We start from the raw sequence: 21609 nt of genomic DNA, 5'->3' as shown, positions 1-21609 counted from the left end.
CCGGCAGCGCGGGTGAAACGCTGCCGGCAATCGCCGCCTATGGCTTCCACTGGCCCGCGATCTGACGGGTGGCGATGTTCAGCCGGTTCCAGACATTGATATTGGCGATGGCGATGACGAGTGCGGCAAGGCTCCTGCCGTCATAATGCCGTGTCGCTTCGTCCCAGATCTCGTCCGGCACCGGGTCGGCGCGGTCGCTGGTGCGGGTCACCGCCTCGGTCAAGGCGAGGGCGGCGCGTTCGGCATCGCTATAATAGGGGGCATCGCGCCAGCCGGCGACGGCAAAGAGCCGCTCATCCGTCTCACCGTGTTTGCGGGCAATGCGCCAATGGCCGTCGATGCAGACGCTGCAGCCGTTGATCTGGCTGGCGCGCAGATTGACGAGTTCGAGCAGCTTCGGCGAAAGGCCTGTTTCGGCCGGCACCCTGCTGAGTGCATTGAGCGCCTGCATGGCGGCGGGAAGGATGAGGGCGGGATTTCCCATTCTCTCCTGCATGACCAATTTTTCCTGCATACTAAGCCTCCTTGATGCGTTTACAGTTTGACGATCGCCGGCGCTGTCACATCGGCCGGGTTTCATTCGTCATGATCTTGACGGAACGCAGCGAAGGAATGTGACGGATGAACGAGAAAAAATGGTTGGCCGATGAATTCGAGGCGAACAGGGCGCATCTGAAGGCGGTCGCCTATCGCATGCTCGGCTCGCGCAGCGAGGCTGAAGATGCCGTTCAGGAGGCCTGGCTGCGGCTGAGCCGCACCGACGCGGCCGGTGTCGGCAATCTCGGCGGTTGGCTGACGACTGTCGTGGCGCGCATCTGCCTGGACATGCTGCGCTCACGCAAGACACGGCGCGAGGAGCCGCTGGAACTGCCCACCCATGACGGGATTGCCGATCCGGCGAAAGATCCGGAACGCGAGGCAGCCTTTGCCGATTCGGTCGGCCTGGCGCTGCTCGTCGTGCTGCAGACGCTGGCGCCCGCCGAGCGCGTCGCCTTCGTGCTGCACGACATGTTCGATCTGCCCTTCGACGAAATCGCTCCGATCATCGGCCGGTCGTCCGCCGCAGCCCGGCAGCTTGCAAGCCGTGCCCGTCGCCGGGTGCAGGGCACGGACGAGACGCCGGATGTCGATTTCGACCGCAAGCGGACGATTGCGGAGGCATTCCTCACCGCATCGCGCAACGGCGATCTGGAAGCGCTTGTTGCCGTTCTCGCCCCCGACGTGGTCTTTCGGCCGGATGCGACGGCGGCTGGATTTGGAAATATCGGCGAGATTCGCGGTGCTCCAGGTGTTGCAGAGCTCTTCAAGGGCCGGGCACGGGCGGCGGAAGCCGCTCTCGTCGATGGCGAAGTCGGCTATATCGTGCGTATCGAAGGAGAGCTGCGTGTCGTCGTGGCGCTCACCATCGCCGATGGCAAGATCCTGGCGATCGACGCCTTCGCCGATCCGGACCATCTCGCGCGCGTGGACTATTCGGTCTTTTAAATGCTCTGCGGGAGGGCGCGCTTCCGGCGTGCCCGCCGTGTTATCGCATAGTCATCATACGTCATTTTTCTTGACAGAGACGTCGCTGCTTATATTCTACTATAAAGATTTGTGTAGTATAATTATGGAATAGCCGAAAGCGGTACGATTTCCATCATCCTCCACAACAACAAGCAGACGGATCGCCGCCGGGCGCGGAACGATTCATATCCAAGACTTCGAAAGGAATGCAATCATGTCCGGGGACCAGGCGAAGAAACCGCTGCTGCTCGCCAATGTCAGGCCCATGGCTTTCGGCGCCGGTACGCCGGACGGGACGGTGGACATCCTCATCGGCGGCGACGGCAGGATCGCCGAGATCGGTCCTTCGCTCGGTGTTCAGCAGGACGTGACCCGCATCGACGGCAACGGCGCCTTCATGTCTCCGGGCTGGATCGACCTGCATGTGCATATCTGGCATGGCGGCACGGATATTTCCATTCGCCCGTCCGAATGCGGCGTCGAGCGTGGCGTGACCACGCTGGTCGATGCCGGCTCTGCCGGGGAGGCGAACTTCCATGGCTTCCGGGAATATATCATCGAGCCCTCGCGCGAGCGCATCAAGGCCTTCCTGAACCTCGGCTCGATCGGCCTGGTTGCCTGCAACCGGGTCGCCGAACTCAGGGATATCAGAGATATCGATCTCGACCGCATTCTCGAAGTCTATGCCGCAAACAGCGAGCACATCGTCGGCATCAAGGTGCGCGCGAGCCACGTCATCACCGGCTCCTGGGGCGTTACCCCGGTCAAGCTCGGCAAGAAGATCGCCAAGATCCTGAAAGTGCCGATGATGGTGCATGTCGGCGAGCCGCCGGCGCTTTATGACGAAGTGTTGGAGATTCTCGGACCCGGCGACGTCGTCACCCACTGCTTCAACGGCAAGGCCGGTTCGAGCATCATGGAAGACGAAGATCTCTTCTATCTCGCCGAGCGCTGCGCCTCCGAGGGCATCCGCCTCGACATCGGCCACGGCGGCGCTTCCTTCTCCTTCAAGGTGGCCGAGGCGGCAATCGCGCGCGGCCTTCTGCCATTCTCGATCTCGACCGACCTGCACGGCCATTCGATGAACTTCCCGGTCTGGGATCTGGCCACGACTATGTCGAAGCTGCTCAGTGTCGGCATGCCTTTCGACAAGGTGGTGGAAGCCGTCACCCATGCGCCGGCATCCGTCATCAAGCTGGCGATGGAGAACCGGCTTTCGGTGGGCGCGCAAGCCGAATTCACCATTTTCGACCTCATCGATTCCGAAGTCGAGGCGACGGATTCGAACGGCGACGTCTCGGTTCTCACCAAACTGTTCGAGCCGCGCTACGCGGTCATCGGCGCCGAGGCTTTCGCGGCCAGCCGCTATGTGCCGCGAGCGCGCAAGCTCGTGCGCCACAGCCACGGCTATTCCTACCGGTAGAAGCGCCTTTAGCGGTTGCGCCAGCCCATCAGCTTTTCGATCCGTTCCGCCGAACTGCGGACATGCGCCGTATAATGGTTCTCGTCGGAGAAGGCTTTCTGTTCGGGCAGCACGATGGAAATAGTGGCGACGCACTGGCCGTCGCGGTCGCAGATCGGCGAGGCGATGCAGGCGACCGCATAATCCGATTCACCGGCCTGGATCGACAGGCGCGACTCGAAGGCTTTGCCGGCTGCTTCCGACAGCGTGCCCGGATCGATCTCGGCCCGGCCGGTCGGGGATGAACGGGCGCAGCGCTTGAAGAGCTCGATGCGCTCCTCTTCGGGCAGGTGGCCGACGAGCAGGCGGCCCGACGCCGTCCAGTTCAGCGGCACGCGGGTGCCGACGCGGGAGGCCACCTGGAAGTGGCTCGGGCCATCGGCCATCGCAAGCACCAGCATGAAATCGCCGTCGCGGCCGCAGACCTGCACCGTTTCGCCGGCCTGGCGACAGAGATCATGCATTTCGTGGGTGGCGATGCTCATGAAATCCAGCGACCGGGCATAGGCAAGGCCATAATGATAGAGCCGCGCCCCGAGCCAGATCGAACCGTCCGTCTGGCGCGTCAGCATGTTCTTTTCGACGAGATCGTCGACGATGACGTAAACGGTCGAAAGCGGCGCCTTCACCGCCTTGGCAATGGCATAGACGCCGGCGGGCGATCCGGTCTCATAGAGATGGTCGATCACCTGAAGCGCCCGGTCGATGCCGCTGACGCGCGCGCGGCGAGCGCCCTTGCCGCCGGCTTCGCCGGCAAGGCCTTCATCTTCGGAGTAAGCTTCGGGTGATGTCTTTCCGTCCAATTCCGCGCACCTCATGAAAAACTGCGATCATGTTACATTACTATGGCATAGCGGTCGCTGTGGCAAATCGCAACATCTTGTAGGGTGATCGTAAGGCGGATGTGACGGCGGGACCGTGTCAGGGGGTGCGACTGCACGGCAACAACTCCACCATAAACTTGGAACAACGAGCCGCAGCCTGAGTTTGCCTCTGAACCCAGGAGGTCACGATGACGAACTATCCGACACCGCCTTTCCCGTCCCAGAAGCAACCAATGCCGGGTTTTACCGCGCAGATGGACCCCATTCCCGATCACGGCGAGAAGAGCTATCGTGGTTCCGACCGCTTGAAAGGCAAGCGGGCGATCATTACCGGCGGCGACAGCGGCATCGGCCGGGCAGTGGCAATCGCCTATGCCCGGGAAGGCGCCGATCTGGTGATTTCCTATCTTGACGAGGACGAGGACGCCGATGAGACGAAGCGGCTCGTCGAGCAGGCCGGGCGCAAGGCCATTCTCGTCAGCGGCGATATCCAGGATCCGGCTCTATGCCGGCAGATCGTCGAGACGGCGGTTAGGGAATTCGGTGGTATCGACATCCTCGTCAACAACGCTGCCCATCAGGCGAGCTTCAAGAGCATCGACGAGATCAGCGATGAGGAGTGGGAACTGACCTTCAAGGTCAATATCCATGCGATGTTCTACCTGACCAAGGCTGCCGTCCCTCATATGAAGCCGGGCAGCGCCATCATCAATACGGCTTCGATCAATTCGGACAGTCCGAACCCGACGCTGCTTGCCTATGCGACGACCAAGGGTGCGATCCAGAATTTCACCGCCGGCCTCGCCCAGCTTTTGGCGGAGAAAGGCATCCGCGCCAATGCGGTGGCGCCGGGGCCGATCTGGACGCCGCTCATTCCTTCGACGCTTCCCGAAGACAGCGTCAGCAATTTCGGCAAGCAGGTGCCGATGAAGCGGCCGGGCCAGCCGGCCGAGCTTGCGACAGCCTATGTGATGCTGGCCGATCCCTTGTCGAGCTATGTCTCCGGCACGACAATCGCGGTCACGGGCGGCAAGCCGATCCTCTGATACATGTCGCCCGGAATTGGCGGTTCCGAACGACATGAAAACGGGGAGCTAAAGCACGTCACCTGACGAAATTCGATTCGATGTGGTTTAGGGTTTGCCGTAGCCACCGCCGGTCGGCGTCGTAACGATCACGGCGTCGCCGGCGGCGAGCACCGCCTGATCGCAGCCTTCCAGCTTTTCGAGCTTGCCATCCGCCCGACGGATCTCGGTTTTCCCCAGTTGACCATCCTCCCCGCCGAAGAGGCCGAAAGGCCGGATCGCGCGATGCGAGGAGAGGATGCTGCAATCCATCGTCTCACGAAAACGGATCGTCCGCTCGGTTCCGCCGCCGGAGCTATATTGCCCCTTGCCGCCGGAGCCACGACGAACGTGGAAATCTTCCAGCACGACGGGAAACCGGAATTCCAGCACCTCCGGGTCGGTCAGGCGCGAATTGGTCATATGCGTGTGCACGCCATCGGCGCCGCTGAAGCCGGTGCCGTCGTTCAGCAGGCCGGCGGGGCCGCCGGCGCAGATCGTCTCGTAATATTGGTAGGTGGCGTTGCCGAAGGTCAGGTTGTTCATCGAGCCCTGCGCTGCCGCCAGCGTGCCGAGCGCCCCGAACAACGCATTCGTCACATGCTGGCTGGTCTCGACATTGCCGGCGACGACGGCGGCCGGATAGGCCGGGCGCAGCATCGAACCGTCCGGCACGATGATCCGGATCGGCCGCAGGCAGCCGGCATTCATCGGGATCGGCTGCTCGACCATGACGCGGAAGACATAGAGCACGGCGGCGCGCGTCACCGGTTCCGGCGCATTGAAATTGGTCGGCTGCTGCGCGCTCGTGCCGGTGAAATCGACCGTCGCCTCACGCGCCTTCCTGTCGACGGTGATCTTCACCTTGATCACGGCGCCCTGGTCTGTGGGATAGGTGAATTCGCTGTCGCTGAGGCGGGCGATCACCCTGCGGACGCTCTCCTCGGCGTTATCCTGCACATGGCCCATATAGGCTTCGACGACATCGAGCCCGAAATGGGTGACCATTTTGCGCAGTTCCTGCACGCCTTTTTCATTGGCGGCGATCTGCGCCTTGACGTCGGCAAGGTTCTGGCCCGGGTTGCGGGCAGGGTAGGGATGGTCCTTCAGCATGGCCGCGAATTCGGCTTCGCGGAAATGCCCTTTATCGACCAGGAGGAAATTATCGATCAGCACGCCTTCCTCGTCGACCTTCGTCGCCCGCGGCGTCATCGAGCCCGGCGCCTTGCCGCCGATATCGGCGTGATGGCCGCGCGAGGCGACGTAAAACAGGATGGTCTCTCCCGCGTCGTCGAAGACGGGGGTGACGACCGTGATGTCGGGCAGGTGCGTGCCGCCATTGTAAGGCGCGTTGAGCGCGAAGACGTCACCCGGGCGGATACGGCCTTCGTTCAGGCGGATGATCGTTTCGACGGAGCGGTCCATCGAGCCGAGATGCACCGGCATGTGCGGTGCATTGGCGACGAGCGCGCCGGTACGGTCGAAGACGGCGCAGGAAAAATCGAGCCGCTCCTTGATATTCACCGAATGGGCGGTGTTCTGCAGCGTCACGCCCATCTGCTCGGCGATCGCCATGAACAGATTGTTGAACACTTCGAGCATGACCGGATCGGCGTTGGTGCCGATCGCGGCGTTGCGGGAAAGCGCGATCTCTCGGGTAAGGACGATATGGTCGAGACCGGTGAGCCTTGCCTGCCAGCCGGGCTCGACGACGATCGTCTGGTGCGGTTCGATGATGAGGGCAGGCCCCTTGAGGACGGCGCCTTGTTTCAGCGCATCGCGCTTGAAGATGCCGGCCTCATGCCATGTTCCGCCGGAATAGAAGCGGGTGGTACGAAGTGCTTCCGGCCGGAAGGCTTCCGCCTTTATTTCCGTTTCCTCGATGTCGGCACCGCCGCCGATACCCTCGACTTCGATGGAGTCGACGACAACAGGCCGGTCTTCGAAGATGAAGCCGAACTGCTTCTTGTGGGCGAGAGCGAAGGCTTGCGCCATCTCGTCCTGCGGCCCGAAGGTAACAGGCAGGGCCGTGTCGGTGCCTTTGTATTGCAGATGCAGCCGGGTGACGATTTCCGTATCGGCGGGCTCGACGCCCTGCAGCGTCAGTTCCTCGCGGACCTCCCGCTCCAGTTCGCTCCTGATGCCGCCGATCGTCGTCAACGCTTCGGCAAGTTCCGTCAGCACCGCGCGCTGGCGCGTCGCGCGGATATCGGCGAGGCCCATGCCATAGGCCGAGAGGATGCCGGAGAAGGGGTGGATCAGCACTGTTTTCATGCCGAGGCTGTCGGCGACGAGGCAGGCATGCTGGCCGCCGGCGCCGCCGAAACAGGTGAGCGCATAGTCGGAAACGTCATAACCGCGCTGGACGGAGATCTTCTTGATGGCATTCGCCATGTTTTCGACGGCGATGGCGAGGAAGCCGTCGGCGACATCCTCCGCGCTCCTAGTGCCGCCGATCGCCTGCGCCATCTCGGCAAAGGCGGCACGCACCGCCTCGGCATCGAGCGGCTGGTCCTGCTCCGGCCCGAAGATTGCGGGGAAGAATTCGGGCAGCAGCTTGCCGGTCATGATGTTTGCGTCGGTCACGGCGAGCGGGCCGCCGCGGCGATAGGATTTCGGGCCGGGCGTGGCGCCGGCCGATTCCGGGCCGACGCGGAAGCGTGAGCCGTCATAACTCAGGATAGAGCCGCCGCCGGCTGCGACGGTGTGGATTTTCATCATCGGCGCGCGCATGCGCACGCCGGCAACCTCCGTCTCGAAAGCGCGTTCCAATTCACCGTCGTAATGCGAAACGTCGGTCGAGGTGCCGCCCATGTCGAAGCCGATCATTCGGTTGAAACCGGCAATGTGCGAGACTTCGACCGCGCCGACCACGCCGCCGGCAGGGCCGGAAAGGATCGCGTCCTTGCCCTGGAAGAGGTGCGCATCGGTCAGCCCGCCGGAGGACTGCATGAACATCAGCTTCGGGCCTTGCCCGTCGCCAGCGCCGAGTTCGGCTGCGACCTGATCGACATAGCGCCGGAGAACCGGAGACAGATAGGCGTCGACGACGGCGGTGTCGCCGCGTCCGACGAGCTTGATCAGCGGCGAAACGACATGCGAAGGAGATATCTGCGTGAAGCCTATCGCTCTCGCGATGGCGGCCGCCCGCTGCTCGTGTCCGGGATAGCGGTAGGCATGCATGAAGACGATGGCGACGGCGCGCAGGCCCTCGGCGTAGGCGGCTTCAAGCGCTTGTCGCAGGTCATCCTCGTCAAGCGAATGTTCCACCGTGCCATCCGCCAGCACGCGCTCATCGGCCTCGATGACATCGGCATAAAGCAGCTCCGGCTTGACGATCTTCTTGGCGAAGATATCGGCGCGGGCCTGGTAGCCGATCTCCAGCGCATCGCGGAAGCCCTTCGTCGTTACCAGCAGGGTGGGGTCGCCCTTGCGTTCCAGAAGCGCGTTGGTGGCGACCGTCGTTCCCATCTTCACCGCGCCGATGCGATCGGAGGGGATCGCTTCGTCAGGCTTCAGGCCGAGGAGTTCACGAATGCCGTGCACGGCGGGATCGCGATAGGCTTCCGGATTTTCCGAGAGCAGTTTGTGGGCGAGGAGCGAACCGTCAGGCCGCCGGGCGACGATATCGGTGAAGGTGCCGCCGCGATCGATCCAGAAATCCCACTGCCCGCTCATCGTCCGGCCTCCTATTGAACTGAAAATTTATTGACGATTTATCGATAAAATGTCAACGTTTTCTCTCTCGAAAGCTGGAGGTTGGACATGGCAGATCGGCGCGGAAGACAACAGGAAATCGGACCGATCGTCTCTTCCGCACATCTGGCCGACGGCGCGCTTCCCGCTCTTTCGGAGCTGGAATTCGGCCTCATTCTGGCCGGCAATGCCTTCGATCGCTGGATGGTGCGCTGCATGACGGCGGCGGGCGAGCCCGGTTGTGCGGCGATCGATGTGCTGGTGCTGCATTCGGTGGCGCACCGGCAGCGGCCGAAACGGCTCGGCGATCTCTGCAGCGTTCTCGGCGTCGAGGATACGCATCTGGTGATTTATGCGCTCAAGAAGCTGGAAAAGCGCGGTCTCGTGAAAAGCGCGCGGGCGGGCAAGGAGAAACTGATCACCGCCACCGACAAAGGTTTTGAAACCTGTCTGAAATACCGGACGGTGCGCGAAGCGCTGCTGGTGGAATCGATGAAAGGGCTGGGGCTTGATCCGGCTACGACATCGGCGGTGGCGGCCACACTCAGGGCGCTTTCCGGCCACTACGATCAAGCAGCAAGGGCCGCCGCCTCTTTATGACGGCAGCCCTTGACCGGGGGCAGGGAGAGATCCCCCGAAATGTTCAGGTGGTCTGGTCAGCCGAAGCAGGGCATGGCCGGCAGATTGGCGCGGCCCGCAAGCGCTCCGATCATCTTGCCCACCGGCGTCGGGCGCGGTTCGCGTTTACCCGCGGCCGTCTCCAGGAGTTGCTTGAAGTCTTCAAGCTGCACGCCGTCGGCGCGCAACACCATGGCGATCAGGGGGTCGCGAAGGGCTTCGGATATCGTCAGGTCGTCTCTGGTCTTTCTCATGGCTTGTCCTCCTTTCGTGGGCGGTCGCCCGTGTTCCACATCCGCCGCCATACCCTCGGCGTTGACTTTCGCGGTGTGTGGTGTTACCGGTAAGTAACAATACAGTTGTTACCGATCGGTCACATTGATGTCAAGGACTTCGTCCGCAAAAAAATCCGAAACTTCGAATGAAATCGCCGCAGCCGTTCCCGAAGATCGCATCCCGCCGCGGGAGCGCATCGTCTCGACGGCCTTGGAGCTTTTCCGCGAGCGCGGCATTCGCGGCATCGGCGTCGATGCCATCGCCGACGCGGCCCTGACCAACAAGATGACGCTCTACCGGCACTTCGGCTCGAAGGACGAACTGGTCTGCGAAACGCTGCGGCGCGTCTCCGAAAAGGCGAGCGCGATCTGGCGCGATCTGGAGGCGGCGTATCCCGGCAACCCCCGTGCTCAGCTCGATGCCTGGGTGGAGATGCGGGCGCAATGTCTGAACGGCGAGCCCGCCGGCTGCGATCTCGCCAACGCCGCCATCGAACTGAAGGGCGAGGGGCATCCCGCCCATGAGATGATCGAGCGCCACAAGGCCGAGCAGCGCGATCGCCTGGTCGCGCTCTGTTCGGCGGCCGGTGCGCGCGAACCCCAGCTTCTTGCCGATACGCTGACGCTGCTCCTCGAAGGCGCGCGCGTCAGCCGCCAGGCCATGGGCGCAGACGGTTGCTGCGGCCACTTCGCCAAGGCCTGCAGGGCGGCGATCGCTTCCTTCGCCTGAGCCGTCTCGGGAACCTTACTGCTTGGGCGCCGTTCTTCCGTCACGGGAGAGCGATGTGGAGGCAGAGAGATGAACTATGTCTATCTCAAGCGCCTGTATGCCAGACGCGCGGAACTCGAAGCCAAGCTGGAGCTCCACGACGCGCGCTATTGCTTCGGCGAAGAAGAGGTGGATGACGGCACCGACAGCGATCTGCGCCAGCGTCTGAGCGAGATTTCAGAGGAAATCGCCGCGCTGGAAAGCAGGCCGGGCCGCTAAAGCACGTCAAGCAAAGGTATGGACGTTGCGCTGGTCTCTAGTCGCCGGCGCTGAGGATTTCCATTGTCCGCTCATCGAATTTCCCCTGATAGAAATGCTCGATTACCCGGTGGAAGGGCGAGCCATGGTCGCTGATCGCGGCAAACAAGGTCATTGAAGAACGGAGTTTCAGATCGTCGGGCGAGCCGAGGATCTCGTGGGCGGTCCGGCCTTTGACGGACAGGATCGCTTCGACACAGCGAGATAGCCGGCTGGAGAGAATGGGATCGGCGAGATAGGCGGCGGCTTCCTCGGCCGAGCGGATCGCATATTTTTCGGCCATCAGAGAGGTGCCGAGACCTGATATCTGCGGGAAGATGAACCACATCCAATGAGAGGTCTTGCGTCCGGCTCTCAGCTCCGCAAGCGCTTTTTCGTAGACGCCGTTCTGCGCGTCGATAAAGCGGTGGAGATTGTAATCGACATCACCGGCCATGGTCCTTTTCCTTTCTGCATCAATGCATCCAGGGCCAAGGTCTCCATGCCCGGCAAACTGGTTTTGCCGGGCAAACCGATTGCCCGGCGAGCTGGCTCTCCTATCAGCAAACCCTTTCAGCGTAGGGGCTGCTGTCACGGCAATGGCCGTAAGGCTGATGATGCGGCGCGCTGTCGCCTGGTGCAGCCGCAATGGCCGATGTCGTCATCGGATCGGTATCGCTCGACGAGTATGCAGCGAAACCTGCAAAGCTCAAGACGACAAGTGCCCCGACCACGACAAGACGTTCGAAGCCCGAAAGTTTCTGGGCGCTGACATGTTCTGCATAGTCGCGCTCGCCCAGGCCGATGGTTTCATCCTCTTTCGCGTGAAGGGTGACCATATCCTGGCGGCGGCTTAAAGTTTCACAATCTGACATTTCAGTTTACTCCTGCAACGCATGCGGAGCGGTTCTCAAAGAGCAAAGTCTCACCCTCATGCCGAATCCCACTCCACACGCGAGCAGCATGTGTGTCTTCGATCGTGGCAATTGAAGGGGCAATCTGCAAACTCAGTGTTCAAAAAATCGTCCTAATAAATGCAAAATATCGTGAACCTCTGGCTCGCCGGAATGATCCGGGGTAGTCGAATGGATCGTCTTTCTTCTGGATCGTCCCATGAGCAAATCTTTCGGCGCAATGTCGGTCGCGCAGCTTTCCGTCCTCATTCAAGGCGGTGCGGCCGATCCGGTCGATGTGGCCGAGGCGGTGTTCGAATCCATCGCCGATTATTCCGACAAATCCGTCTTTACCGTGCTCACCGAAAACCGGGCGATGGAGGAGGCGCACGCTTCCTCCAAGCGTCTGCGGGAAGGGCGCTCGCTCGGATTGCTGGATGGTGTCCCGATCGCCTGGAAGGATCTTTTCGACATTGAGGGTCTTGCGACCACGGCGGGTTCCGTCGTCTTGGCCACGGACGCTCCGGCCAGGCGCGACGCGGCTGTCGTCGCTCTTCTCCGGCAAGCGGGCATGGTCGCCGTCGGCCGCACCAATATGAGCGAGTTCGCCTTTTCCGGCCTCGGCATCAACCCGCATTACGGCACGCCGGTCAATCCGCGAAGCGCCGATCTCCCGCGCATTCCGGGCGGCTCCTCCTCGGGCGCGGGTGTTGCCGTCGCAGCCGGTCTGGTGCCGGTCGCGATGGGTACGGATACCGGCGGCTCGGTGCGCATCCCCGCCGCCTTCAACGGCATCGTCGGCTATAAGGCGACCCGCGGCCGCTATGCGATGGGGGGTGTCTATCCCTTGGCTAAGAGCCTGGATTCGCTGGGACCGCTCTGCCGCACCGTCAGGGATGCGGTCTGGATCGATGCGGCCATGCGGGGCCTGACGGCGCCTAATATCGTCGAGCGTCCGCTACAGGGGCTGGAACTGCTCGTGCCTGACAATATCGTCTTCGATGGCGCTGAACCGGGTGTGGTGAGTGTCTTCGAAGCGGCCTTGGAACGTCTTGAGAAGGCAGGCGCCCGTGTTTCCCGCGCCATTATTCCGGCTTTCGATGAAATATTCGATCTCATGACGAAATATGGTCCGCTGGTAACGGCGGAAGCTTTTGCGCTTCACCACGCGCGTTTGGCGGGACCGGAGGCAGACAGAATGGATCACCGCGTCGTCATGCGCACCCGCTTGGGAAGCAAGACGACTTTGCCTGATTACCTCGCGATCCTAGAGGCGCGCAGCCGCCTCATCGCCGATACCGAGCGCCTTGTCGGTGACCGGCTGATCGCCTTTCCCACCGTTGCCCATGTCGCCCCGCCGATCGCGCCGCTGGAAGGGGATGACGAACTGTTCTTTGCGACGAATAACAAGACGCTGCGCAACACCGCGCTCGGCAATTTTCTCGACTGGTGCGGTGTTTCCATTCCTTGCGGCACGGGTGCAGCAGGCATGCCGGTCGGCCTGCTGCTTTCTGCAACCGCCCGTCGCGACGAGACGCTGCTCGGGATTGGCCTTGCGGCCGAGGCGGTCATCCGCGGCGATTTTGCTTGAATTGGCAATTGAACCACCGGGCTTTTGTTGCCATTGATGGCGTGAGGAAATCCTGGAGGACGGTACATGCAGGTTTTGCAGAACGGACGCTTTGCGGTTTCGACATGGTCGCTGCATCGGCTGCTCGGCGCCGTCCATGGCTATAGTCCCGATCTCGATAAAAGTGCCGCGCCGAAAGAGCCTTATGGACCGGGTGCGGCGGCGCTGATCGACCTGCCGGCGGCGCTCGCGGCGCGACGCATCCATCGGCTGGAGGTCTGTTCCTTCCATCTGCCGAGCCTCGATGCCGCTTACCTTCATGAATTGCGTGATGCGATGGCGGCGTCGAACGTGCTGTTCCAGACACTGCTCGTCGAAGACGGCGATCCCAGCCATCCCGAAACCGCCGAACGCGACGTCGAATGGATGGCGCAGTGGATCGGCATCGCTGCCACCCTCGGGGCGCAGAGGATGCGTGTCATCGCCGGCAAGCAGAAGCCGACGGAGGAAAACCTTGCGCGCGCCGCCCGCCACCTTGGCTGGCTGGCTGAAAGGGCGGAAGGCAGTGGCGTGCGGGTCGTCGTCGAGAACTGGTTCGACCTGTTGCCATCGCCGGTCGAAATGAACTGGCTGCTGGACAAACTGGACGGCAAGGTCGGGCTCAACGGCGATCTCGGCAATTGGGCGGCGCCGGCGAAATATCAGGGCCTCGCCGACATCATGCGCCGCGCTGAAATTTGCCACGCCAAGGCCGATTACGGCGCTGCCGGCCTCGATGCCGACGATTACCGCAAGTGCCTGGAGATGTGCGAGAAGGCCGGTTACGCCGGTCCTTTCACGCTGATTTACGACTCGCCGTTTTTCCCCGACGAATGGGACGGCATCCTGCTGCAAAAGCAGTTCATCGAGGATTTCCTGCGCGAGGCGCCGGCGCTGAGGTCGGCTTAGTCAGAAGATCATTCCTGACGCGGGAACCTCTGGCTTTCCTCCAGCACATTCAGGTCCATGTGGTTGCGCATGTAACGCTCCGAGGCTTTCTGCAGCGGCTGGTAATCCCAGGGATAATAGGCGCCATTGCGAAGCGCGGCGTAAACCACCCAGCGGCGCGCCTGGCTTTCGCGCACGGCTGCGTCGAAATCGGCAAGGTTCCAGCGCCGGCTGGCCTGTTCGACAAGTCTTGCGAGGACATCGGCATGCGCCGGATTTTCCGCCAGATTGTCGAGTTCATGGGGGTCGGCCTCGAGGTCGAACAGCATCGGCGGGTCTTTCTCGCAGAGGGAGAGCTTGTAACGGCCGTCCCGGATGCAGACGAGCGGCGCTTCGGAGCCTTCCGCCGCATATTCCATCGGTACCGGACCGCGGCTGCCTGTGCCTGCGGCAAGCGCTGCGAGATCCCAGCCCTCCGTCCACGGCTTCAGCGAGGCGATATCGATCCCGGCAAGGGCAGCCAGCGTCGGCGTCACGTCTAGCGTGGAGACAGACTGATCGATGCGTTTCGGTGTCCAGCCGGGAACTGAGATCATCAGCGGAACGCGGGCCGATCCTTCGAAGAAGTTCATCTTGAACCAGAGGCCGCGATCGCCGAGCATGTCGCCATGGTCGGACACGAAGAGGACGATCGTGTTTTCGGCCATGCGGCTCCGTTGCAGGACGTCGAGAATCTCGCCGATCTTTTCGTCGACATAGGAGATATTGGCGAAGTAGCCTCGTCTTGCCCGCCTGATTTGCTCGCGGCTGATGTCGAAGGCCTCGTGGTCGCAGGCCTTCATCAGGCGCTGCGAGTGCGGGTCCTGCTCATCGAAGGCGATCGGCGCGACCGCCGGATCAAGGGCCGGGCAATCCTCATAGAGATCCCAGAATTTGCGGCGCGCGACATAGGGATCGTGCGGATGGGTAAAGCTGACGGTCAGGCACCAGGGGCGCTCATCCTGGCCGCGCGAGAGATCGAAGAGCTTGCGAGTGGCGTGATAGGCGACCTCGTCGTCATATTCCATCTGGTTGGTGATTTCGGCCACGCCGGCGCCGGTGACCGAGCCGAGATTGTGATACCACCAGTCGATGCGTTCGCCGGGCTTGGTATAGTCGGGTGTCCAGCCGAAATCGGCCGGATAGATGTCTGTCGTCAGGCGTTCCTCGAAGCCGTGAAGCTGGTCGGGGCCGACGAAGTGCATCTTGCCTGATAGCGCCGTCTGGTATCCGGCTGCGCGCAGATGGTGGGCATAGGTCGGGATATCGGAGGCAAATTCCGCCGCATTGTCATAGACGCGCGTCCGGCTCGGCAATTGCCCGGACATGAAGGAGGCGCGCGCCGGGGCGCAGAGCGGGCTTGCCGTGTAGGTATTGGCGAAGCGTACCGAGCGCTCTGCCAGCGATTTCAGGTGCGGCGCGTGAAGAAAGTCGGCGGGGCCATCGGGAAAGAGGGTGCCGTTCAACTGATCCACCATCAGGATGAGGATATTCGGGCGCGCCATGGGAATTACCTTTTGCTATTTGAAGATTTGATTGAAACGCCTATCATCTCAGCTGTAAAGACAGCTTTTTTTGATGTTTGCCCAAAAGGATTTTTATGCCAGAGCGCCCGCCTGAGCTCGGATGGATGCGCCTCTTCGTCGAGATCGCCAGGCTCGGGAGCTTTTCGGCGGCTGCGACGCTTCTCGGACTGACCCAGCCTGCCGTCAGCTATCAGATCCGCCGGCTGGAAGAGCAGTTCGGCGTCAGCCTGCTGCGCCGCCAGCATCGCGGTGTCGAACTGACCGCGGAAGGCGAGCGGCTTCTCGACGTGGCCGCCAAGGCGGTCGGCGACATCGATGCGCTCGCCCGCAGTTTCCGCGCCGAAGCCCAAAGGCCGGTCGTCAGACTGAGAACCGATTATGCTTTCTCGGCGCTTTGGCTGATCCCGCGCATGGAGAGCTTTCGTCTTCTGCACCCGGAGACGGATATACAGATCGTCGCGACCCAGAGGCTTGCGGCCGGATTTCGCGACGAGGCCGATGTCGCGGTGGTTTTCGGCACGCGGGCGGAATTCGGCGCCGTCGGCACGCTTCTGCTGCCCGAGAGGGTCGTGCCCGTCTGCACGCAGGGTTTTCTCGACCGCAACGGCCCTTTCCGCGACGCGGGACAGCTTGGCGGGGCGAGGCTCATCCATCTCGACGCGCCGATGCCGTCGCCCTGGTTCGATTGGCGCAGTTATTTTGCCGAATTCTCCATCGTGCGGAACATCAATGCCAACCGCGGCGATATCAGTTTCAACACCTATTCATTGGTTGTTCAGGCCGCTCTGAGTGAGCAGGGCGTGGCGATCGGCTGGATGGGCCTCGTCGATACGCTTCTTTCGGCGCGCATGCTTGTCGAAGCCGGCCCGCCGCTGGAGGCGCGCGACCGCGGTTACTGGCTGGTGCCGCCGCGATCCCCGAATGTCCACAGTGAGAAGCTCAGCGCCTGGCTATCGGATGAGGTGAAGAGAAACGGTTAGCGGCGGTTGCATTTCTCCTCGGGAGAAGCCTTGTCATCGGCGATGCCGATCGACATTGTGGGATCGAATCCATGGAGAAGGTGGCTGAAGCATGCGAACGATCGGATATGTCATCGGACTGCTTATGGTCCTGCTCGGCCTGATCTGGATCGGGCAGGGAAGCGGCTATTTTCCCTATCCGGCGTCCAGTTTCATGATCGCCCAGCCGATCTGGATGCTCTGGGGCGCCGTCCTTGCGGCGGCGGGCATCGTCGTGATGATCATCCTCTCGCGGCTGCGCCGGAGAGGGTGAATTGCTGCCGCCGCTTGGCGGCAATCCGGCCGTTGACGGCCTGTCGAAATGAGGAGAATGGCATGAGCGCAGCTGAAATCGATGGCTTTGCGGACCGGATCAGGAAGCACCAGGGCGGCATGATCTCCGCCTGGGTCGGCATCCCCGACGCCATGCTCGTCAACCATCTGGCGCAGGAAGCTTTCGATGCCGTCGTGCTGGATATGCAGCATGGCATGTGGGACATGCAGTCGGCGGCAAATGCCGTCGCCCAGACGCGTCTTGCCGGCAAGCCGGCCATCGCGCGCATTCCCGTCGGCGATTTCGCCTCCGCTTCGCGGCTGCTCGATGCCGGTGCTTCCGGTATCATCGCGCCGATGATCAATTCGGCCGAAGATGCGAGAGCGCTCGTCAGGACCACGAAATATCCGCCCCTCGGCGAGCGCAGCTGGGGGCCGTCATTGGCGCTGAACCATATGGGCCTGTCGGCCGATGCCTATCTCAAGAACGCCAACGAACTCACCGTCGCCATCGCCATGGTCGAAACCCGCGCCGCTCTCGACGCGATCGACGGCATTCTCGGCGTGACCGGTATCGACGGCATCTTCGTCGGCCCCGCAGACCTTTCGATTGCGCTGTCGAACGGCGATCAGGTGGCGCCGAACGCCGCCGAAATCGACAGCGCCATGCAGCATGCCGTTTCCCGCTGCCGCGCCCACGGCAAGTTCGCCTGTGCCTATGCCGGCGACGGCGAGCGGGCCGGCGAACTGCTGAAATTCGGTTTCGACCTGGTCATCGCCGGCGCCGAGACCGTGCAACTGCGCGCCGGCGCCCGCCGGGCCATCAATGCCGCCCGCAGGATCGCCTCGGGGAGTTGATTGAACGCTCCTCATTGCGCGGTTCCTGGACACGCATTTGTTGCGTCACCCAAGCTTCGCGAAAGCTTTGCCCGGCATAATCTCCGGCAATTGAGGGACCGTCTATGAATGATGCAGAAGCTGAGGACCGCGTACTCGAATTTGGGGCGAGCCGCGTGTATATCGGAAAGTATTCCTACGGCGTTTTGGGGACCCGGATCTTTACCTACGACCAGGGCGCGTCATTACGGGTTGGCAGGTTCTGCTCCGTGGCTATGGACGTGAATATCCTGCTTGGCGGCGAGCATAAGACCAATTGCTTCACGACCTATCCTTTCGGACATGCGAAATTTCTGTCGCAACTCGGCGGCGAAGGGATCAAGCAGCCGAGCGGTACGAAGGGCGACGTCGTTGTCGGCAACGATGTCTGGATCGGCTTCGGAGCCACCATCCTTTCGGGCGTTACCATCGGCGACGGCGCGGTCATCGCCGCCCGCTCACATGTTTACAAGGATGTCGAGCCTTTCGAGATCGTCGGCGGCAATCCGGCCAAGCACATCAGATATCGCTTCAATCCCGAAATCCGCGATCTCATGATGCAGCTCAGGTGGTGGGAGCTGCCGGATGAGAGCGTCAAGGAGATTTCCGAGATCCTCTTCTGCAGCGAGCCCACCAAGGAGCTTCTCGACCTCATGCTGCGGGCATTCCGGGGGCATGGCGCCGACGGCGAACCGCAGACGGACGCTGCCTGAACGGCTTTCCCGGGTTATTCGTCAGCGGGCCGATTTGACGGCCAGCCAGATCACATGTCGGGCGCCGCGCTTGCGGTTGGCGCGGGTGTTGACGACGTCGACGGAAAAGCCGCTGTCCCTGAGACGGCGCGTGAAATCGGGGTCCGGGCCGGATGACCAGACGGCGAGCACGCCGCCGGGGCGAAGCGCATCGCGGGCGGCGCGAAGGCCGTTAAAATCATAGAGCCGGTCATTGGATTTACGGGTCAGCCCGTCCGGGCCGTTATCGACATCGAGCAGGATCGCGTCATAGGCAGCCTTGCCGGCACGGATCGCCTCGCCGACATCGCCCTGATGGATGCCGACGCGGGGATCGTCGAGACAGCCCTTGAAGACCTCGGCCATCGGTCCGCGCGCCCAGGCGACGACGGCGGGCACGAGTTCGGCGACGGTGACGCCGGCATCTTCGGGAAGGACGGCGAGGGCGGCACGCAAGGTAAAGCCCATGCCGAGGCCGCCGATCAGCACCCTCGGTTTCGGGTGTGCCTTGATCCGCTCCCAGGAAAGGGTCGCGAGCGCTTCCTCCGAGCCGCTGAGGCGGCTGTTCATCAACTCGTTGGCGCCGAGCATGATCGAGAATTCACTGCCGCGCTGCTTCAGCCTGAGTTCACCGTCTTCGCCGGGAATGGTTGCGGAATCGAGCTGGATCCAGGGCAGCATGGCGGTTCGCCTCATATGAAAGGAACCGTCCCCTAGCATAGGGCGAAGTACGAGGCCAGCAAGCGGGCCTCAGACTACGCGGATGAAATGATCCCGCTCCACTTCGACGATATCGTCCTGCGGCGCGGCCGAACGGCGGCGGATATCCTCCACTTCCTCGGGCCTCAGCCGGGCTTTCGGGTCTTCGAAGCGGACATCGGGATCGGGCACGGCGGAGAGCAGCAGCCTGGTATAGGGATGCAGCGGATTGTCGATCACCTCCGCGGTGCTGCCCCATTCGACGATCTGGCCGGAATACATCACGGCGATATCCTCGGCGACGTAACGGGCGGTGGCGATATCATGGGTGATGTAGAGCAGCCCGAGATTCATCTCCTGCTTCATCTCGTTCAGCAGATTCAGTACGCCGAGGCGCACCGAAACGTCGAGCATCGAGGTCGGCTCGTCCGCCACGATCACTTCCGGCTTGACGGCGAGCGCGCGAGCGATGTTGACGCGCTGGCGCTGGCCGCCGGAGAGCTCATGCGGATATTTCGGCGCGACGAGATCGGGATCGAGTCGGACGCGCTGCAGGAGTTCGCGCACCGTGGATTCAATATCAGCCCCCTTAATGTCGGGGCGATGCAGCTTCAGCGGACGCTTGAGGTGGTGAGCGATCGTGTGCGCCGGGTTCAGCGAGGCGAAGGGGTCCTGGAAGATCATCTGCACCGAACGGCGGTAGCGGGCGATCTCATCCGTCTTGGCGTCTTCAACCGGGCGGCCCTTGTAAAGGATCTGCCCTGAGGTCGGCTGATATTCGCGCATCGCCATGCGGGCGCAGGTGGTCTTGCCGCTGCCGGATTCGCCGACGAGCGCCAGCGCCCGGCCGGCCCGCAGCGAAAAGGAGATGGAGCGAGCGGCGTGGACGGCCGATGTGCCGTGGCCGAAAGTCTTCGTCACCTTCTCGAGGGCGAGGATGGTTTCGCTCATAGCAGCACGCCTCCATGAAGCGAGGGGAAGGAGGCCCAGAGCTTTTTCGTGTAGTCATGCTGCGGCGTCTTGTAGATCGCGCCGGCATCGTTCTGCTCGACGAGCCTGCCGCCGATCATGATGCCGATGCGATCGCAGAACTGCACCATCAGTCCGAGATCGTGGGTGATGAACAGAACGGAGAAGCCGAAGCTGCGGCGCAGCTCGTTGATGCGCTGGAGGATCTCGCGCTGGACGACGACATCGAGCGCCGTCGTCGGTTCGTCCATGACGACGAGCTTCGGGTCGAGCGCCATGCAGATGGCGATGACGATGCGCTGGCGCATGCCGCCGGAAAACTGGTGCGGATAGTCGCGCATGCGATCCGGCGCGATGTCGACGAGCTTCAGCATTTCGGCGGTGCGCTCGCGGGCTTGCACGCGGCTCATGTTCTTATGCGTGCGCAGCACGTCATAAAATTGCGTCTCGATGCGCAGCACCGGATTCAGCGAATTCATGGCGCTCTGGAAGACCATGGCGACCTCGCGCCAGCGGAAGGCGCTGAGCGCCTGCCGGTCGAGGCCGAGCACGTCGCGGCCGTCGAGCAGGATGCGGCTCTCCTTGCGGATCAGCGCCGGCGGCTTGTGCAGGCGGCTGATGGCAAAGGCGATGGTGCTCTTGCCGCAGCCGGATTCGCCGGCAAGGCCGAAGACTTCGCCCGGCGCGACATCGAAGCTGACGTCGTCGACGGCGCGGAAATCCTTCTCCTCGCCGATATAGTCGATGGTGAGGTTCCTCACCGAGAGCAGCGGCTGCGTCAAAGGCGGCCCTCCCCGGAACGGACGAGCAGCGACCAGCGCTTCAGGTGATTGCCGGTGCGCAGCCGCGGATTGGCGATCTCGTCAACGGCGAAGTTGAGCAGCGACATGCCTATGCCGAGAAAGGCGAGCGCGAAGCAGGGCGTGAGGATATCCCACCAGGCGCCGACCGAAAGCGCCGAAGCCTTCTGCGCATTATAGAGCATCGTGCCCCAGGAGATTGCTTTGGGGTCGCCGAGCCCGAGGAATTCCAGCGTCGCTTCGGTGATGATGGCGAAGATGACGCTGCCGATGAAGTTGATGCCGACGATTGAAATCACGTTGGGGAAGATCTCGAATGTCATGATGCGCCATTGCGGCTCGCCCATCATCTCGGCCGATTTGACGAAATCCTTGTGCTTGACGAAGAGCGTTTCGGCGCGGGTGACGCGTGCGCCCCAAGCCCAGGAGGTGGCTCCGAGGATGAGGGCGATGACGACGGGGCTTGCCTGGCCGATGAAGGCGGCGAGCACCAAGAGCAGCGGCAGGTTGGGAACGACGAGCACCATGTTGGTGAAGAAGCTGATGATCTCGTCTGTCTTGCCGCCGCGATAGCCGGAGATGATGCCGAGCGCGGTGCCGACGAAGGTGATCAGCAGGCCGGCGCCGAAGCCGACGGCGAGCGAGGTGCGCGCGCCGTAAAGCAGACGGGCGAAGACGTCCTGGCCGATGCGGGTGGTGCCGAGAATATGGTCGAGCGACGGCGGCTGATGCGGCCTGCCGGTGCGGGCGGCTGGATCATATTGCGTCAGCAGCGGCGCCGCGATCGCGACGATGACGATGAAGGCGATGATGACGAGGCCGATCAGCGCCTTGCGGTTTCGAAGCAGGGTTCTCAT

23 protein-coding genes are annotated in these 21609 nt (G+C 62.5%); 12 read left to right on the top strand and 11 right to left on the bottom strand.

Features of this window, described 5'->3' with window-relative positions:
- Nucleotides 1-37: 37 nt before the first annotated feature.
- Nucleotides 38-496: a carboxymuconolactone decarboxylase family protein gene (locus QD408_RS13280; RefSeq protein ID WP_414139684.1), complete on the bottom strand. Its 459-nt coding sequence runs from the start codon at nt 494-496 to the stop codon at nt 38-40.
- Nucleotides 497-621: 125 nt separating this feature from the next.
- On the opposite strand from QD408_RS13280, the gene QD408_RS13275 reads away from it, so the two are divergent.
- Together QD408_RS13275 and QD408_RS13270 are read left to right on the top strand one after the other, a co-directional pair.
- Nucleotides 622-1485 carry a sigma-70 family RNA polymerase sigma factor gene (locus QD408_RS13275; RefSeq protein WP_414139613.1) on the top strand — a complete coding sequence of 288 codons (864 nt, stop codon included), beginning with the start codon at nt 622-624 and terminating at the stop codon, nt 1483-1485.
- Nucleotides 1486-1720: 235 nt separating this feature from the next.
- Nucleotides 1721-2929: an amidohydrolase/deacetylase family metallohydrolase gene (locus QD408_RS13270; RefSeq protein ID WP_414139612.1), complete on the top strand. Its 1209-nt coding sequence runs from the start codon at nt 1721-1723 to the stop codon at nt 2927-2929.
- A gap of 8 nt (nt 2930-2937) precedes the next feature.
- Here the strand turns inward: QD408_RS13270 and QD408_RS13265 are convergent, their stop codons facing one another.
- The gene (locus tag QD408_RS13265; protein WP_088683699.1) at nt 2938-3786 is read right to left on the bottom strand and encodes an IclR family transcriptional regulator; all 849 of its coding nucleotides are present in this window, start codon (nt 3784-3786) and stop codon (nt 2938-2940) included.
- A gap of 194 nt (nt 3787-3980) precedes the next feature.
- Here QD408_RS13265 and QD408_RS13260 point away from each other — a divergent pair, with 194 nt between their 5' ends.
- Nucleotides 3981-4838 carry an SDR family oxidoreductase gene (locus QD408_RS13260; protein ID WP_088683789.1) on the top strand — a complete coding sequence of 286 codons (858 nt, stop codon included), beginning with the start codon at nt 3981-3983 and terminating at the stop codon, nt 4836-4838.
- Between the two features lie 87 nt (nt 4839-4925).
- Here the strand turns inward: QD408_RS13260 and QD408_RS13255 are convergent, their stop codons facing one another.
- The gene (locus tag QD408_RS13255; RefSeq protein WP_414139611.1) at nt 4926-8534 is read right to left on the bottom strand and encodes a hydantoinase B/oxoprolinase family protein; all 3609 of its coding nucleotides are present in this window, start codon (nt 8532-8534) and stop codon (nt 4926-4928) included.
- A gap of 87 nt (nt 8535-8621) precedes the next feature.
- Between QD408_RS13255 and QD408_RS13250 the strand changes: the two genes are divergently transcribed.
- On the top strand, nt 8622-9152 hold the full coding sequence (locus tag QD408_RS13250; RefSeq protein ID WP_088683697.1) for a winged helix DNA-binding protein: 531 nt from the start codon (nt 8622-8624) through the stop codon (nt 9150-9152).
- 56 nt (nt 9153-9208) lie between these two features.
- Here QD408_RS13250 and QD408_RS13245 read toward each other — a convergent pair whose 3' ends face one another.
- Nucleotides 9209-9424 (bottom strand): hypothetical protein, encoded by a 216-nt coding sequence (locus QD408_RS13245; protein ID WP_414139610.1) that lies wholly within the window; start codon nt 9422-9424, stop codon nt 9209-9211.
- A 127-nt stretch (nt 9425-9551) separates the two neighbouring features.
- Between QD408_RS13245 and QD408_RS13240 the strand changes: the two genes are divergently transcribed.
- Both QD408_RS13240 and QD408_RS13235 read left to right on the top strand, forming a co-directional pair.
- Nucleotides 9552-10175 (top strand): TetR/AcrR family transcriptional regulator, encoded by a 624-nt coding sequence (locus tag QD408_RS13240; protein ID WP_414139609.1) that lies wholly within the window; start codon nt 9552-9554, stop codon nt 10173-10175.
- 69 nt (nt 10176-10244) lie between these two features.
- Entirely contained in the window at nt 10245-10433 is a 189-nt protein-coding gene (locus tag QD408_RS13235; RefSeq protein WP_414139608.1) for a hypothetical protein, read from the top strand.
- 37 nt (nt 10434-10470) lie between these two features.
- Here the strand turns inward: QD408_RS13235 and QD408_RS13230 are convergent, their stop codons facing one another.
- Together QD408_RS13230 and QD408_RS13225 are read right to left on the bottom strand one after the other, a co-directional pair.
- Nucleotides 10471-10908: a DUF1810 domain-containing protein gene (locus tag QD408_RS13230; protein WP_414139607.1), complete on the bottom strand. Its 438-nt coding sequence runs from the start codon at nt 10906-10908 to the stop codon at nt 10471-10473.
- A gap of 103 nt (nt 10909-11011) precedes the next feature.
- The gene (locus QD408_RS13225; protein WP_414139683.1) at nt 11012-11290 is read right to left on the bottom strand and encodes a hypothetical protein; all 279 of its coding nucleotides are present in this window, start codon (nt 11288-11290) and stop codon (nt 11012-11014) included.
- Between the two features lie 274 nt (nt 11291-11564).
- Between QD408_RS13225 and QD408_RS13220 the strand changes: the two genes are divergently transcribed.
- Both QD408_RS13220 and QD408_RS13215 read left to right on the top strand, forming a co-directional pair.
- Nucleotides 11565-12935, top strand: a complete 1371-nt coding sequence (locus QD408_RS13220) for an amidase (protein ID WP_414139606.1) — start codon at nt 11565-11567, stop codon at nt 12933-12935.
- A gap of 66 nt (nt 12936-13001) precedes the next feature.
- Nucleotides 13002-13862: a sugar phosphate isomerase/epimerase family protein gene (locus tag QD408_RS13215; protein WP_414139605.1), complete on the top strand. Its 861-nt coding sequence runs from the start codon at nt 13002-13004 to the stop codon at nt 13860-13862.
- A gap of 8 nt (nt 13863-13870) precedes the next feature.
- On the opposite strand, the gene betC is transcribed toward QD408_RS13215, so the two are convergent.
- Nucleotides 13871-15385, bottom strand: coding sequence for a choline-sulfatase (gene betC / locus QD408_RS13210; RefSeq protein WP_088683690.1), 1515 nt, complete (start codon nt 15383-15385; stop codon nt 13871-13873).
- Nucleotides 15386-15480: 95 nt separating this feature from the next.
- Here betC and QD408_RS13205 point away from each other — a divergent pair, with 95 nt between their 5' ends.
- The 4 genes from QD408_RS13205 to QD408_RS13190 all read left to right on the top strand — a co-directional run bounded on the left by QD408_RS13205 (nt 15481) and on the right by QD408_RS13190 (nt 18266).
- Nucleotides 15481-16386, top strand: coding sequence for a choline sulfate utilization transcriptional regulator (locus QD408_RS13205; RefSeq protein ID WP_414139604.1), 906 nt, complete (start codon nt 15481-15483; stop codon nt 16384-16386).
- Nucleotides 16387-16477: 91 nt separating this feature from the next.
- A complete protein-coding gene (locus QD408_RS13200; RefSeq protein ID WP_414139603.1) occupies nt 16478-16678 on the top strand; it encodes a hypothetical protein in 201 nt (66 codons plus the stop codon).
- 62 nt (nt 16679-16740) lie between these two features.
- On the top strand, nt 16741-17535 hold the full coding sequence (locus QD408_RS13195; protein WP_414139602.1) for an HpcH/HpaI aldolase family protein: 795 nt from the start codon (nt 16741-16743) through the stop codon (nt 17533-17535).
- 254 nt (nt 17536-17789) lie between these two features.
- Nucleotides 17790-18266: a CatB-related O-acetyltransferase gene (locus QD408_RS13190; RefSeq protein WP_245313600.1), complete on the top strand. Its 477-nt coding sequence runs from the start codon at nt 17790-17792 to the stop codon at nt 18264-18266.
- Between the two features lie 21 nt (nt 18267-18287).
- On the opposite strand, the gene QD408_RS13185 is transcribed toward QD408_RS13190, so the two are convergent.
- From QD408_RS13185 to QD408_RS13170, 4 genes are all read right to left on the bottom strand, one after another.
- Nucleotides 18288-18965, bottom strand: coding sequence for a spermidine synthase (locus QD408_RS13185; RefSeq protein WP_414139601.1), 678 nt, complete (start codon nt 18963-18965; stop codon nt 18288-18290).
- Between the two features lie 69 nt (nt 18966-19034).
- Complete coding sequence (locus tag QD408_RS13180; protein WP_414139600.1) at nt 19035-19934, bottom strand: ABC transporter ATP-binding protein; 900 nt, start codon at nt 19932-19934, stop codon at nt 19035-19037.
- Nucleotides 19931-20734: an ABC transporter ATP-binding protein gene (locus QD408_RS13175; protein ID WP_414139599.1), complete on the bottom strand. Its 804-nt coding sequence runs from the start codon at nt 20732-20734 to the stop codon at nt 19931-19933. Before QD408_RS13175 ends, QD408_RS13180 begins: the two co-directional genes overlap by 4 nt.
- On the bottom strand, nt 20731-21609 hold the full coding sequence (locus QD408_RS13170) for an ABC transporter permease (RefSeq protein WP_414139598.1): 879 nt from the start codon (nt 21607-21609) through the stop codon (nt 20731-20733). The genes QD408_RS13175 and QD408_RS13170 overlap by 4 nt, the downstream gene beginning before the upstream one ends.

Source organism: Rhizobium sp. BR 249 (genome assembly GCF_047445895.1).
Classification (GTDB): domain Bacteria; phylum Pseudomonadota; class Alphaproteobacteria; order Rhizobiales; family Rhizobiaceae; genus Rhizobium.
The sequence above is the reverse complement of the archived record's forward strand: the minus strand, read 5'-3'. Positions and strand labels throughout refer to the sequence as shown.

Bases quoted from the DNA above. Each gene is read 5' to 3' on its own strand.
- QD408_RS13280 (WP_414139684.1), bottom strand. From the start codon at position 496: ATGCAGGAGAGAATGGGAAATCCCGCCCTCATCCTTCCCGCCGCCATG.
- QD408_RS13275 (WP_414139613.1), top strand. From the start codon at position 622: ATGAACGAGAAAAAATGGTTGGCCGATGAATTCGAGGCGAACAGGGCG.
- QD408_RS13270 (WP_414139612.1), top strand. From the start codon at position 1,721: ATGTCCGGGGACCAGGCGAAGAAACCGCTGCTGCTCGCCAATGTCAGG.
- QD408_RS13265 (WP_088683699.1), bottom strand. From the start codon at position 3,786: ATGAGGTGCGCGGAATTGGACGGAAAGACATCACCCGAAGCTTACTCC.
- QD408_RS13260 (WP_088683789.1), top strand. From the start codon at position 3,981: ATGACGAACTATCCGACACCGCCTTTCCCGTCCCAGAAGCAACCAATG.
- QD408_RS13255 (WP_414139611.1), bottom strand. From the start codon at position 8,534: ATGAGCGGGCAGTGGGATTTCTGGATCGATCGCGGCGGCACCTTCACC.
- QD408_RS13250 (WP_088683697.1), top strand. From the start codon at position 8,622: ATGGCAGATCGGCGCGGAAGACAACAGGAAATCGGACCGATCGTCTCT.
- QD408_RS13245 (WP_414139610.1), bottom strand. From the start codon at position 9,424: ATGAGAAAGACCAGAGACGACCTGACGATATCCGAAGCCCTTCGCGAC.
- QD408_RS13240 (WP_414139609.1), top strand. From the start codon at position 9,552: ATGTCAAGGACTTCGTCCGCAAAAAAATCCGAAACTTCGAATGAAATC.
- QD408_RS13235 (WP_414139608.1), top strand. From the start codon at position 10,245: ATGAACTATGTCTATCTCAAGCGCCTGTATGCCAGACGCGCGGAACTC.
- QD408_RS13230 (WP_414139607.1), bottom strand. From the start codon at position 10,908: ATGGCCGGTGATGTCGATTACAATCTCCACCGCTTTATCGACGCGCAG.
- QD408_RS13225 (WP_414139683.1), bottom strand. From the start codon at position 11,290: ATGGTCACCCTTCACGCGAAAGAGGATGAAACCATCGGCCTGGGCGAG.
- QD408_RS13220 (WP_414139606.1), top strand. From the start codon at position 11,565: ATGAGCAAATCTTTCGGCGCAATGTCGGTCGCGCAGCTTTCCGTCCTC.
- QD408_RS13215 (WP_414139605.1), top strand. From the start codon at position 13,002: ATGCAGGTTTTGCAGAACGGACGCTTTGCGGTTTCGACATGGTCGCTG.
- betC (WP_088683690.1), bottom strand. From the start codon at position 15,385: ATGGCGCGCCCGAATATCCTCATCCTGATGGTGGATCAGTTGAACGGC.
- QD408_RS13205 (WP_414139604.1), top strand. From the start codon at position 15,481: ATGCCAGAGCGCCCGCCTGAGCTCGGATGGATGCGCCTCTTCGTCGAG.
- QD408_RS13200 (WP_414139603.1), top strand. From the start codon at position 16,478: ATGCGAACGATCGGATATGTCATCGGACTGCTTATGGTCCTGCTCGGC.
- QD408_RS13195 (WP_414139602.1), top strand. From the start codon at position 16,741: ATGAGCGCAGCTGAAATCGATGGCTTTGCGGACCGGATCAGGAAGCAC.
- QD408_RS13190 (WP_245313600.1), top strand. From the start codon at position 17,790: ATGGACGTGAATATCCTGCTTGGCGGCGAGCATAAGACCAATTGCTTC.
- QD408_RS13185 (WP_414139601.1), bottom strand. From the start codon at position 18,965: ATGCTGCCCTGGATCCAGCTCGATTCCGCAACCATTCCCGGCGAAGAC.
- QD408_RS13180 (WP_414139600.1), bottom strand. From the start codon at position 19,934: ATGAGCGAAACCATCCTCGCCCTCGAGAAGGTGACGAAGACTTTCGGC.
- QD408_RS13170 (WP_414139598.1), bottom strand. From the start codon at position 21,609: ATGAGAACCCTGCTTCGAAACCGCAAGGCGCTGATCGGCCTCGTCATC.